This window comes from Halomonas halmophila (genome assembly GCF_006540005.1).
GTDB lineage: Bacteria > Pseudomonadota > Gammaproteobacteria > Pseudomonadales > Halomonadaceae > Halomonas > Halomonas halmophila.
On sequence record NZ_BJOC01000021.1, the window covers coordinates 34,337 to 46,697 of the forward strand.

Sequence of the window (12,361 nt, forward strand, 5' to 3'; positions counted from 1 at the left end):
CTACCTGACACGCAATCGCAAGCGGCGCGCACCAAAGACAGAGGTTGATTCGACCATGGCCAAAACGTCCCTGGACAAGAGCAAGATCAAGATCCTGCTGCTCGAGGGCGTCCACCAGAGCGCGGTGGACAATTTCCTGAATGCCGGGTACACCAACATCGAGCACCTGCCGACCTCACTGGACGAGGAAACGCTGATCGAGCGGATCCGTGACGTCCATTTCATCGGCATTCGCTCGCGTACCCAGCTCAATGAGCGTGTCTTCGCCGCCGCGGAGAAGCTCGTGGCCGTGGGCTGTTTCTGCATCGGCACCAACCAGGTCGACCTGGACGCGGCCCTGGTGCGCGGCATTCCGGTGTTCAATGCGCCCTACTCGAACACCCGCTCGGTGGCCGAGCTGGTGGTGGCCGAATCCATCATGCTGCTGCGCGGCATTCCCGAGAAGAGCGCCAGTGCCCACCAGGGCGGCTGGCTCAAGTCCGCCCGCAATGCACACGAGGCCCGCGGCAAGACGCTGGGCATCGTCGGCTACGGCAGCATCGGCGCCCAGCTCTCGGTACTCGCCGAATCGCTGGGCTTCGACGTCATCTACTACGACGTGGTGACCAAGCTCGGCATGGGCAATGCGCGACAGGTCGGCAGCCTCGAGGAGCTGCTGGCCCGGGCCGACATCGTCAGCCTACACGTGCCGGATGTGCCCTCGACCCGCTGGATGATCGGCGAGGCCCAGATCAACCTGATGAAGCCGGGCAGCATTCTGATCAATGCCTCGCGCGGCAGCGTGGTGGTCATCGAGGCACTGGCCGAGGCGCTTCAGGCCGGACGCCTGCACGGTGCGGCCATCGATGTGTTCCCGGTCGAGCCCAAGGGCAACAATGAAGAGTTCGTCAGCCCGCTGCGCGGCCTCAACAACGTCATCCTGACGCCTCACATCGGCGGCTCGACGCTGGAAGCCCAGGAGAACATCGGCATCGAGGTATCCGAAAAGCTGATCACCTTCTCCGACAACGGCACCACCATCACCTCGGTCAACTTCCCCGAGGTGGCACTGCCCTCGCACCCCGGCAAGCACCGCCTGCTGCACATCCACGAGAACGTGCCCGGCGTAATGTCCGAGATCAACCGCGTGCTCTCCGAGGAAGACATCAACATTCTCGGCCAGTATCTGCAGACCAATGCCAGCATCGGCTATGTGGTCGTCGACGTGGACAAGGAGTACGGCCCCCGTGCGCTGGAGGCCTTGAGCAAGGTTGCGCACACCCGCCGCGTGCGCGTGCTGTACTCGGAAGCCAGCTTCGACTGAACCCGGCGCCTACTGTGCCGTTCCCGACGACCCCGGCCCCGTGCCGGGGTCGTTGCGTCAGGGCTGCGCCGCCCCGAAGTGCGAACACCGCGCGGGATGGGTAGAATACGCGCCACACCAACCCCGGTCCGTCCTTTGCGAGGACGACAACCAGGAGATCCGCATGTCCACACCTCAAGACCCGGGGCGCATCGTCGTGGCCGCCCTGTACAAGTTCGTCACCCTCGATGACCACGAAGCCCTGCGCGAACCATTGCGCCAGGCCATGCTCGAGCATGACGTGAAAGGCACCCTGCTGCTGGCCCGCGAGGGCATCAATGGCACCGTTTCGGCCACCCGCGAGGGCATCGACGCCCTATTGGCCTGGTTGGCCCGCGACCCACGCCTGGCGGACGTCGATCACAAGGAATCCCTCTGCGACGAGCACCCCTTCTACCGCACCAAGGTCAAGCTCAAGCGCGAGATCGTGACCATGGGCGTGCCCGATGTCGATCCCAATACTCAGTCCGGCACCTATGTCGACCCCGAACAGTGGAACGACGTCATCGCCGACCCGGAAGTCCTGGTGATCGATACCCGCAACGACTACGAGGTCGCCATCGGCTCCTTCGAGGGCGCCATCGACCCGCAGACCAAGTCGTTTCGCGAATTCCCGGAGTACGTCAAGGCGCACTACGACCCGAGCCAGCACAAGAAGGTGGCCATGTTCTGCACCGGCGGAATCCGCTGCGAGAAAGCCTCCAGCTTCATGCTCAACCAAGGCTTCGAGGAGGTCTACCACCTCAAGGGCGGCATCCTCAACTACCTGAAGCAGGTCCCCGAGCAGGACTCGCTGTGGCACGGCGACTGCTTCGTCTTCGACAACCGGGTGACCGTGCGCCACGACCTCAGCGAGGGCGAGTACGACCAGTGCCACGCCTGTCGCATGCCGATCTCCGCCGAGGACCAGCAGGCCGACACCTATGAACCCGGCGTCAGCTGCCCGCACTGCTTCGACGCCCTGCCGGACAAGACCCGCGCCGCCGCCCGCGAACGCCAAAAACAGATCGAGCTCGCCAAGCAGCGCGGCGAACCCCACCCGCTGGGCCGCGACCCCAGGCAGATGAAGGGCGAGTAGGTCACCACGCCGCCGCTCCTATCTACCGCCACGCAACCCATACAGGCGGAACCTCGCCGGCAAGACAGCGCCGGGTCGACAAGGTATGCTGGCGGCTCGATAGCTGAGGCGACGAACAAACGGGGATTCAGGTGAGCGAAGGCAAGCGACGATCAGCAGGACGACCGGCAACCGGCAAAACCAGCGGCGGGCACAGCCAGTCGCTGGTGCGCGGGCTGAACCTGCTCGAACTGCTGGCCGGCAGCCCCAACGGGCTGGCCCTCTCGGAGGTGGCCGAGGAGTCGGGCCTTGCACCATCGACCACTCACCGGCTGTTGCAGGCCCTGCAGAGCCAGGGTTACGTGACCCAGGACAACGAACTGGGCGTGTGGAAGGTCGACGTCAAGACCTTCCGCATCGGCAACAGCTTCCTCGAAGCCCGCGACTTCATCGGCACCAGCCGGCCCTTCCTGCGCCGCCTGACCGCGCAGACCGGCGAGACCTCCAACCTGGGCATCCGCGATGGCGGCACGGCGGTCTTCCTGGCCCAGTGCGAGTCGCCCCAGATGATGCGCATGATCACCCGCCTGGGCTCCCGCGCGCCCCTGCATGCCTCCGGCGTGGGCAAGGCCCTGATGGCCTGGCTGCCGGAGGACGAGATCGAACGCATCCTCGAGGAACAGGGCCTGGCGAGCATCACCAATTGCACGCTGAATGACACCGCGGCCCTCTACGCCAGCCTGGCCGAGGTACGGCAACGCGGTTATGCCTGTGACCGCGAAGAGCATGCCGTGGGCCTGCATTGCGTGGCGGCCTGCATTCACAACGAACACGGCACGCCGCTGGCGGCCATTTCGGTGTCCGGGCCCATGGCGCGCATTCCCGAGCCGCGCCTGCTGGAGCTGGGCGAGCTGGTGCGTGAAACCGCTCACGACATCACGTCCCGCCTCGGCGGGCGGGTCCCGGCGGCGGACGAAGTACCGAGCTGAGCCAGGGCTCGGCGCTCAGTCTTCCTGCAACGGGTGCTCGAGGCGCGCCATCATCTCCAGTAACTGCTCACGCTCCTGCGCCGTCAGGGGCGCCAGCAATTGCGCTTCGCGCTCGCGCACCCGGGGAATCAGCTCGGCCATCAGCTGCTGGCCCGCCTCGCTGAGGCGCAGATCATGCCAGCGCTGGTCATGCGGCGACGGCCGACGCCACACCAGTCCCCTGCCCTCCAGCGCCTGCACCGCGCGCGAGACCCGCGCCTTATCCATGCGCGTCGCGTCACGGATCTGCTTGGCGGTCATTTGCGGCTGGTGGTGCAACCAGGCCAGCACCCGCCACTGCGCCACGTTCAAGCCATGTTCATGCTCATACAGGCGTGCCAGTGCCTCGCTGACGCGATCCGCCAGCCGGTCCAGGCGATAGGGCAGAAAGTGTTCCAGGTCGAAGTCCGCTGACGATCTGTGTTCGGCCATTAGGGAAGTCCCGCAACGGTGTCAATCTTGGATGAGGCGCCGGATGATGCCATCGGCATGGGCGGATCATGTGACCCAGCCAAATAGTTGCACATGAAACCATATGCGGCTACTCTCCTCTATATAGTTTCATTTGAAACCAAGCCCGACAGGTCATCACAATGACAAGATCCCTCGACTATCAGCCTGGCTTCCGCAACCATTTCAGCAGCGAAGCCTTGCCCGGCGCGCTGCCCACCGGCCAGAACTCACCCCAGCGCTGCCCCTACGGCCTGTATGCCGAACAGCTCTCCGGTTCCGCCTTTACCGCGCCGCGTCATCGCAACCTGCGCAGCTGGCTGTATCGCATTCGCCCCTCGGTGGTGCAGAGCGCCTATGAGCCGCTGGCCATGCCCAGAGTGGCCACCGCGCCGCTCGACCAGCCCGCCGCCGATCCCAACCAGATGCGCTGGGACCCGGCCCCGCTGCCGGAGACCGCGACCGACTTCCTGGATGGCCTGCTGACGGTGGCCGTCAACGGCAATGCCGATGCTCAGCAGGGCTGTGCGGTGCACCTCTATGCCTGCAACCGCGACATGACCGAGCGTTTCTTCTACGACGCTGACGGCGAGCTGTTGATCGTGCCCCAACAGGGCGACCTGCGCCTGCGTACCGAGCTCGGCGAGCTCGAGGTCACACCGGGCGAGATCGCCCTGATCCCGCGCGGCATCAAGTTTCAGGTGCGCCTGGCCAACGGCAGCGAGGCGGCTCGCGGCTATGTCGCCGAGAACCATGGCCAACCGCTGGAGCTGCCCGAGCTGGGGCCGATCGGCGCCAATGGCCTGGCCAACCCACGCGACTTCCAGAGCCCGGTGGCCGCCTATGAGGAAATCGAGGGTGATATCGCGCTGGTGGCCAAGTTCGCCGGTCGCTTCTGGGTTACGCGCCTGGACCACTCGCCACTGGACGTGGTGGCCTGGCACGGCAACTACGCGCCCTGCAAGTACGACCTGGCATGCTTCAACACCATCAACACGGTGAGCTTCGACCATCCGGACCCGTCGATCTTCACGGTGCTGACCTCACCCTCGGAGACCCCGGGCACCGCCAACCTGGACTTCGTCATCTTTCCGCCGCGCTGGATGGTCGCCGAACACAGCTTCCGGCCGCCCTGGTTCCACCGCAACCTGATGAGCGAGTTCATGGGGCTGGTGCACGGCGCCTATGACGCCAAGGCCGAGGGTTTCCGCCCCGGGGGCGCCAGCCTGCACAACTGCATGTCGCCCCATGGCCCGGATGCCGATACCTTCGAGAAGGCCTCGACGGCGGAGCTGACGCCCCAGTACCTGGGCAATACTCTGGCCTTCATGTTCGAGAGCCGCTACGTCTTCCACCCCACCGAAGCCGCGCTGGATGCCGACTTCCGGCAGCGCGATTACGTGGATGTGTGGTCGACGCTGCGCCGCCACTTCGACCCGACGACGCGCTGAGCTGACGACGGTGATGAGCGCCGGGGACAAGACGCAGCGAGGGTCTTTTGCCATGAATGGCAAAAGTAGCGCCCAGGGATGGGTTTACAGCGCCCTCGCGGAGTCTTGTCGACGGAAAAGCTCATCACTTTCCAGCAATCGACATCCACACTCCCTCTGACAGCACAGGACAGACACCCATGAAACTCGCCTCTCTCAACCAGGGCCGCGACGGCGAACTGATCGTGGTCTCCCGCGATCTGGCCCGCGCCGTGCGCGCCACTGATATTGCCCCGACCCTGCAGGCCGCCATCGAGCACTGGGAAACACTGGCGCCACGCCTCGAGCAGCGCTACGCCCAGCTCAACGACAGCACGGCCGAGGGCGCCTTCGATCTCGATCAGCGCGCCCTGCATTCCCCCTTGCCGCGCACCTACAACTGGGCCGACGGCTCGGCCTACCTCAACCACGTTCAGCTGGTGCGCCAGGCACGCAATGCCGAGATGCCCGACAGCTTCTGGCACGACCCGCTGATGTACCAGGGCGGTGGCGACGCCTTCATCGCCCCCACCGAAGACATCGAGGCCGTCAGCGAGGAGCACGGCATCGACTTCGAGGGCGAGCTGGCGGTGATCACCGACGACGTGCCCATGGGGGTCGACGCCGCGGCCGCCGCCGAGCACATCAAGCTCATCATGCTGGTCAATGACGTCAGCCTGCGCGGTCTGATCCCCGGCGAGCTGGCCAAGGGCTTCGGCTTCTTCCAGGCCAAGCCGGCCTCCAGCTTCTCGCCGATCTGCGTGACACCGGACGAACTGGGCAACGCCTGGCAGGACAGCCGCGTCCACCTGCCGCTGACCGTGCACCTCAATGGCGAGACATTCGGCCAGCCCGAGGCCGGTCCCGACATGATCTTCGGCTTTGCCGAGCTCGTCGCCCATGCCGCCCGCACCCGGCACCTGGGCGCCGGCGCGGTGATCGGCTCGGGCACCGTCTCCAATCCGGGCCCGGATGGCGGCCCCGGCAAGCCGGTCGGTGACGGCGGCGTCGGCTACAGTTGTCTGGCCGAGGTGCGCATGGTCGAGAAGATCCTGTACGGTGAAAGCCGAACCCCCTTCCTGCGCTTCGGCGACCGGGTGCGCCTCGAGATGTTCAACCGCGACGGCCAGAGCATCTTTGGCGCCATCGACCAGCAGGTCGTGGCCTATCACGCACCCTGAGCCTCGAGGAGACCAATGCCGCATGACCACGCTCTACAGCTATTACCGCTCGTCCGCCGCCTACCGGGTGCGCATCGCCCTCCATCTGAAGGGCGTGGCGCATGAGCAGGTCGCGGTCAACCTAGCCCGGGGCGAGCAGCACAACGACGCCTACCGCGCCCACAACCCCCAGGGCCTGGTGCCGATGCTGGTCACCGATAACGGCCGCCAGCTGACCCAGTCGCTGGCGATCTGCGAGTATCTCGAGGAACGTTATCCGACGCCCGCCCTGCTGCCCGACGACGCCGAGTCGCGTGCCCGGGTCAGGGCGCTGTGCCAGGCCATCGCCAGCGACATTCATCCCTTGAACAACCTGAGGGTGCTGCAATACCTGGTGCAGGACCTCGAGGCCGGTGACGACGCCAAGCTGGCCTGGTACCAGCACTGGGTCCACCGCGGCTTCGCCGCCCTGGAGACCATGCTGACGCGCGAGGCCGGCAGCGGCGACTTCTGTCATGGCGATACGCCGAGCCTGGCGGATGTCTGCCTGGTGCCCCAGGTCTTCAATGCCGAACGCTTCGCCTGCGACCTCTCGGCCTACCCGCGGATCATGCGGATCGCCGACAACGCCCGGGCCCTGGACGCCTTCCAGCGGGCCGCCCCCGGCGAGCAGCCGGATGCCGTTTGAGGCTGATCGTGGAAGGCAACATAGGGGTTGTGGATAACTCAGCCCTGTGGATAGAAGGCGCCCTCGCCGACCAGCACGGCAGCACCGCCGACCTCGACCCAGACCTGGTCACCCTCGCGGCGCGCCCTCACCTGAATCTCGCTGGGACGCCCCATGTCGACGCCCTGGCGGATGCGCCAGCTACCGCCGCCGCGGCGCGTCCGGGTGCCCAGATAGCCGGCCAGGGCAGCCGCCGCGCTGCCGGTGGCCGGGTCCTCCTTGAGGCCGGCAAAGGCGCGAATGAAGGTGCGCGTCGCCAGGGCCTCACCGTTCGCCACGTAGAGATAGACCTGCTCGACGCCGCTCGGCGAAATGTGCTGCAACCACTGGCCGATGTCCGGCATCACCTTTGACAGCGAGGCCTCGCTGTCCAGGGGCACCAGATGAAAGGGCAGGCCACAGGAGGCCTGAATCGGGTCATCGACGATCGCCTCGGGCGCCAAGCCCAGCAGGCTGGCCGCCGCCGAACGGCCCAGCGAACTCGCCCCGACCTCGGCCGGCACCGCCGCGCTGAAGCGCGCCAGCTCCCCCTCGAAGCGCACTTCCATGGGCCCCACCGGCGCCCGCAGAGTCAGTGGCTCGGCCGTGTCGATCAGGCCCTGGGCCGCCAACAGATGGGCCGTACCGATGGTCGGGTGGCCGGCGAACGGCAGCTCGCGGCTCGGCGTGAAGATGCGAATCGGGAAGTCGTTGTCGCCCTGGCGCCGGCCGACGAAGACCGTCTCCGCCAGGTTCAGTTCGTTGGCGATCGCCTGCATTCGCGCCCCGTCCAGACCCTCGCTGGCCAGGAAAACGGCCAGCGGGTTGCCCGCCAGGGGCGTGGCGGTGAAGACATCCAGCAGGTAATAGCGCAGCAATGACGCTGTCATGAGATCTCCCGTGTCGAATGGTGTTCGCAGGCCTACAGCATAGCGTTCCTGGCGCCGACCCGCCGCTGCTCAACGTCGCCAGAATGGCTTGCGGGCTTCGTGCTCGGCGCGGGCCGCACTGATCCCGATATCGTCGAGCAACCGCGCGTCGAGATCGCGAAGCCGACGGCGCGTGTGATGCCGCTGCCGCTGGCGGCGCCAGGTCTGTCTCCAGCCAGTCAAACGATCCCGCATCATGAGCCTCCTGTCGCAGTCCCTAGAGGTGTCTCGACAGGTTAAGCTCAGCCCCGCAAGCGATACAGATTCAGTTTTAGCGTTTTTATGGGCTACAGTTGTACAGTCAGCCTGACTGTACCGAGCGCCTTGCGCTCATCTGTACCGCTTCGGATGCATATCACGATGACAGCCGCGACACGCTACGACGACATTGCCGACCTGCTCGCCCGACGCATCGACCAGGGCATCTATCCGGTCGGCGACCGGCTGCCCTCGATTCGCGCCCTGTGTCGCGAACAGGGCATCAGTGTCACCACCGCGCAGAGCGCCTATGCGCGACTCGAGGAAATGGGACTTGCCAGCGCGCGCCCTCGCTCGGGCCATTATGTGCTGCCGCGCCCCCGACCCCGGGCCTTGCCGACGGTCTCGCGCCCCGCCCAGCGACCGCTCGAGGTGGCACAATGGGACCAGGTGCTGACCATGGTTGGATCGGGCCCGAGTGCCGATCAACCACGACGCCTGGGCGCCGGCACCCCGGCCCTGGATGCCACAACCCTCAAGCCGCTTGGCCGCCTGCTGGCCGGCCTGCACCGCGACCCGGACCCTCGCGACCTCGGCTACGACAGTCTGGCCGGCCACCCGCCGCTGCGCCAGCAGGTGGCGCGCCTGGCCACCACATCCGGCTGCCTGCTGCACCCCGACGATGTGGTCATCACCACCGGCTGCCAGGAGGCCCTGGCGATCTCCCTGCGCATGCTCGCCGCTCCCGGCGACGTGGTCGCCGTGGACTCTCCCAGCTTCTACGGCGCCATGCAGATTCTCGAGGCCCATGGCCTCAAGGCAATGGAGATCCCCACCGACCCGCGCCGCGGCATCAGCCTCGAGGCGCTGGAGCTGGCGCTGGACCAGTGGCCGATTCGCGCCATTCAGGTCACGCCGACCTGCAACAACCCGCTCGGCTATTCCATGCCCGAGTCGCACAAGCGCGAACTGCTCGAGCTGGCCCGGCGCTACGACGTGGCGGTCATCGAGGACGATATCTACGGCGACCTGGCCTTCGACACGCCCCGACCCAGGGCCATCAAGGCCTTCGACGACGAGGGTCGGGTATTACTCTGCAGCGGGGTGTCGAAGAGCCTGATGCCGGGGCTGAGGGTCGGCTGGATCGAGCCGGGGCGCTACCGCGACCGAGCACTGCACGAGAAATACATCTCCACCGGCGCCTCGGCGACTCAGCCCCAGCGCGCCGTCGCCGCCTTCATCGAAAAGGGCCATTACCAGCGCCACCTGCGCGCGATCACACGCCGTTACCAGCGCCAACGGGATATCATGATCGACTGGGTTGGCGAATACTTCCCGGCCGGCACTCGCATCAGCCAGCCGCAAGGCGGCTTCCTGCTGTGGCTGGAGCTGCCCGACAGCGTCGATACGCCCCGACTCAATGAACGCCTCGCCGCTGAACGACTGCACGTGGCACCGGGCCCCATGTTCTCCGCCTCGGGCAAGTATCGCCACTGCCTGCGCCTCAATTACGCCGAGCGCCCTACCGCCTCGCTCGAGGCCGCCATTCGTCGCGTCGGTGAACTCGCGGCGCACACCATGGGCCCTGAATAAGTGAAGCCGCTTCGCCGTGGCGTTACACTGGGCGGGCCATCTCCACCGTCAGCCGAGGCCTGCATGAGTTCCCACCTGCTTTCCGTCGATTCCCTGTCACGCGATGATGTGGACCACCTGATTCGCGTCGCTTCCCGCATGGAGCCGATCGCCCAGCGGCGCAAGGTCACCCGGGTGCTGGAGGGGGCGGTGCTCGGCAACCTCTTCTTCGAGGCCAGCACGCGCACGCGGGTCAGCTTTCATGCGGCCTTCTGCCGCCTGGGTGGCAGCGTCTGCGATACCACCGGCTTCACGTTCTCCTCCATGGCCAAGGGCGAATCGCTGTATGACACCAGCCGCGTGATGAGCGGCTACTGTGACGCCATCGTCATGCGCCACCCCGACCAGGGCTCGGTGGCCGAGTTTGCCGAGGCCACCAATGTGCCGGTGATCAACGGTGGCGACGGCCCCGGCGAGCACCCCAGCCAGGCGCTGCTCGACATCTACACCATCGACAAGGAATTCGCGCTGCGTGGCAAGTCGCTGGCCGGCGCCCATATCCTGCTCACCGGTGACCTCAAGTACGGCCGCACCGTGCACTCGCTGATCAAGCTGCTGTCGCTCTATGAACCGATGCGCATCAGCCTGGTCTCGCCGCCGGGCCTCGAGATGCCGCAGCACCTGATCGAGCTGGTCGCCTCCCGTGGCCACCGAGTCGAGACTCGCGAAAGCCTGGCCGCCGACTACTCGGACGTGGACATGGTCTACACCACGCGTATCCAGAAGGAGCGCTTCACCGCCGAGATGAGCGAGGGCTTCAGCCTGTCCCGGGACTACACCGTGGACAAGGCCTTCATGGACCAGCGCGTCAACGACCACGCCATCGTCATGCACCCGCTGCCGCGCGACAGCCGCCCGGATGCCAATGACCTGGACGTGGACCTCAACGCCGATCCACGGCTGGCGATCTTTCGCCAGACCGACAATGGCATCCCCATGCGCATGGCGATCTTCGCCACCCTGCTGCAGGTCGAGGACCTGGTCGAGCGGGACATGCGCGATGTGCCCTGGTTCGTGCCGAAGACCTTCGGCGTCAACGACGTGGAGCGCTGACACCATCGGCCGGGCCCGATCGGCGAGTTTCGCCTAAGCTGATAACGGAACCGATGACGCAGATCCGCAACGGCAACCGGGGAGGCGAGCCAATGAATCTGCAACGCGCCTATATCCTGCTGGCAATCTTCTACACGGGGCTGCTCGCCCTGGGCATCCTGGCCATGATACTGGGCGGCGGCCCGCCACTGGCCCTCTTTCAGCTGGCGCTGGGCTGCGTGGCCATTGCCGGGCTGTGGGGCTACTTCCTCGGGCGGCCGGTCATGAACTGCCGCACCTGGCGTCCCTTCGCCGGCCTGCTGGTGGTCAGCATGCTGGCCCAGCTGTGGCTGGTCGTCAGCGCCTCCCCCTCCAGCGGCGAGCTCACCTGGCTGCTGGCCAGCCTGGTTTTCACCGCCCCCTCGGCCGTGCTGCTGTTCCACTATGGCCAGCGCGACCAGGACCTGTGGGCCACCCCCGACGAGCGCCAGGGTGGTCAGGCCCTGGCGGCACTGCTCGAACAGCAGCAGGAGCTGGAGGTGGACCGTCAGCAGGCGCCACGCCCCGCCAGTGTCCGTATCACCCGCGAGGGGGACCACTACCGGGCACGGGTGATGCGAGGCCAGGGAGAAGCGGCCGAGCAATTCGTGCGGCGTTTTCAGCGCCCGGCGACCCTGGCCTTCTTCATCGAGCGCTTCACCTGCCTCGAGATCGGCGATTTCGTGGCCAAGTACCGCAACGAGGACGAGCCGGCATAGCCGCAGGCAACGGATGCGGCTCCGGGATGAGCCTGCCCAGGGTTCGGGCAAGGGGACAACGGCCGGGTGGCCTGGCGGTGCGAGGAGATGAGGCGTCCGCTCAGCGTGGCAGGCCTTCCTGATCGGCCAGCCAGCCTTCGACAATCAGCACCGCGGCCAGGCCGTCGACGCCGTCGTCACGATAGTTGCCGCGATGCCCGGCGTCACGGGCGATGGTCTTGGCTTCACGGGTGGAGCCACGCTCGTCGGCCATCTCGCAGGGGATGCCATAGCGGCCGAAGAGACGCTTGCCGAACTTGCGCGCCCGGGTGCTCATGACGCTTTCGGTGTCGTCCATGTTGAGCGGCAGGCCGACCACGAACAGGTCGGGCTGCCACTCCTCGATCAGGCGCGACACCTGGTGCCAGTCGGGAATGCCGTCCCGCGCCGGCAGCGGATCCAGCACCCGGGCGCTGGCGGTCAGCTCGTTGCCCACCGCCACGCCGATGCGCCGTGTGCCGAAGTCGAAACCCAGAATCAGGCGCGGCCTGGTCACACCTTATCCCCACAGCCAGCACCTACGGCGGCGGGCTTTCCGCAACCGACACCTGTCCGCCGACG

Annotated in this window: 13 protein-coding genes; 9 read left to right on the forward strand and 4 right to left on the reverse strand. The window is 66.5% G+C overall.

Annotated elements, in window-relative coordinates:
- The first annotated feature begins 55 nt into the window (after nucleotides 1–55).
- The 3 genes from serA to HHA01_RS08015 all read left to right on the forward strand — a co-directional run bounded on the left by serA (nucleotide 56) and on the right by HHA01_RS08015 (nucleotide 3,388).
- A complete protein-coding gene (gene serA / locus HHA01_RS08005; RefSeq protein WP_141319513.1) occupies nucleotides 56–1,303 on the forward strand; it encodes a phosphoglycerate dehydrogenase in 1,248 nt (415 codons plus the stop codon).
- 163 nt (nucleotides 1,304–1,466) lie between these two features.
- On the forward strand, nucleotides 1,467–2,420 hold the full coding sequence (gene trhO / locus HHA01_RS08010; protein WP_141319515.1) for an oxygen-dependent tRNA uridine(34) hydroxylase TrhO: 954 nt from the start codon (nucleotides 1,467–1,469) through the stop codon (nucleotides 2,418–2,420).
- 131 nt (nucleotides 2,421–2,551) lie between these two features.
- Nucleotides 2,552–3,388, forward strand: coding sequence for an IclR family transcriptional regulator (locus HHA01_RS08015; protein WP_141319517.1), 837 nt, complete (start codon nucleotides 2,552–2,554; stop codon nucleotides 3,386–3,388).
- Between the two features lie 15 nt (nucleotides 3,389–3,403).
- Here HHA01_RS08015 and HHA01_RS08020 read toward each other — a convergent pair whose 3' ends face one another.
- Complete coding sequence (locus HHA01_RS08020; protein WP_141319519.1) at nucleotides 3,404–3,859, reverse strand: MarR family winged helix-turn-helix transcriptional regulator; 456 nt, start codon at nucleotides 3,857–3,859, stop codon at nucleotides 3,404–3,406.
- A 161-nt stretch (nucleotides 3,860–4,020) separates the two neighbouring features.
- Between HHA01_RS08020 and hmgA the strand changes: the two genes are divergently transcribed.
- The 3 genes from hmgA to maiA all read left to right on the forward strand — a co-directional run bounded on the left by hmgA (nucleotide 4,021) and on the right by maiA (nucleotide 7,194).
- On the forward strand, nucleotides 4,021–5,328 hold the full coding sequence (gene hmgA, locus HHA01_RS08025) for a homogentisate 1,2-dioxygenase (protein WP_141319521.1): 1,308 nt from the start codon (nucleotides 4,021–4,023) through the stop codon (nucleotides 5,326–5,328).
- Between the two features lie 179 nt (nucleotides 5,329–5,507).
- Nucleotides 5,508–6,527, forward strand: a complete 1,020-nt coding sequence (locus tag HHA01_RS08030) for a fumarylacetoacetate hydrolase family protein (protein WP_141319523.1) — start codon at nucleotides 5,508–5,510, stop codon at nucleotides 6,525–6,527.
- A 22-nt stretch (nucleotides 6,528–6,549) separates the two neighbouring features.
- Nucleotides 6,550–7,194 carry a maleylacetoacetate isomerase gene (maiA, locus tag HHA01_RS08035; protein ID WP_141319525.1) on the forward strand — a complete coding sequence of 215 codons (645 nt, stop codon included), beginning with the start codon at nucleotides 6,550–6,552 and terminating at the stop codon, nucleotides 7,192–7,194.
- A gap of 38 nt (nucleotides 7,195–7,232) precedes the next feature.
- On the opposite strand, the gene HHA01_RS08040 is transcribed toward maiA, so the two are convergent.
- Nucleotides 7,233–8,102, reverse strand: coding sequence for a PhzF family phenazine biosynthesis protein (locus HHA01_RS08040; protein WP_141319527.1), 870 nt, complete (start codon nucleotides 8,100–8,102; stop codon nucleotides 7,233–7,235).
- A 69-nt stretch (nucleotides 8,103–8,171) separates the two neighbouring features.
- Nucleotides 8,172–8,336: a YjiS-like domain-containing protein gene (locus HHA01_RS08045; protein WP_246053851.1), complete on the reverse strand. Its 165-nt coding sequence runs from the start codon at nucleotides 8,334–8,336 to the stop codon at nucleotides 8,172–8,174.
- Between the two features lie 165 nt (nucleotides 8,337–8,501).
- Here HHA01_RS08045 and HHA01_RS08050 point away from each other — a divergent pair, with 165 nt between their 5' ends.
- The 3 genes from HHA01_RS08050 (at nucleotide 8,502) to HHA01_RS08060 (ending at nucleotide 11,761) form a co-directional block, all read left to right on the forward strand.
- The gene (locus HHA01_RS08050; protein WP_141319531.1) at nucleotides 8,502–9,932 is read left to right on the forward strand and encodes an aminotransferase-like domain-containing protein; all 1,431 of its coding nucleotides are present in this window, start codon (nucleotides 8,502–8,504) and stop codon (nucleotides 9,930–9,932) included.
- Nucleotides 9,933–9,995: 63 nt separating this feature from the next.
- Nucleotides 9,996–11,024: an aspartate carbamoyltransferase gene (gene pyrB / locus HHA01_RS08055; RefSeq protein ID WP_141319533.1), complete on the forward strand. Its 1,029-nt coding sequence runs from the start codon at nucleotides 9,996–9,998 to the stop codon at nucleotides 11,022–11,024.
- A 92-nt stretch (nucleotides 11,025–11,116) separates the two neighbouring features.
- Nucleotides 11,117–11,761: a hypothetical protein gene (locus tag HHA01_RS08060; protein WP_141319535.1), complete on the forward strand. Its 645-nt coding sequence runs from the start codon at nucleotides 11,117–11,119 to the stop codon at nucleotides 11,759–11,761.
- A gap of 100 nt (nucleotides 11,762–11,861) precedes the next feature.
- Here the strand turns inward: HHA01_RS08060 and ruvX are convergent, their stop codons facing one another.
- Entirely contained in the window at nucleotides 11,862–12,296 is a 435-nt protein-coding gene (gene ruvX / locus HHA01_RS08065; RefSeq protein WP_141319537.1) for a Holliday junction resolvase RuvX, read from the reverse strand.
- Nucleotides 12,297–12,361 lie beyond the last annotated feature (65 nt).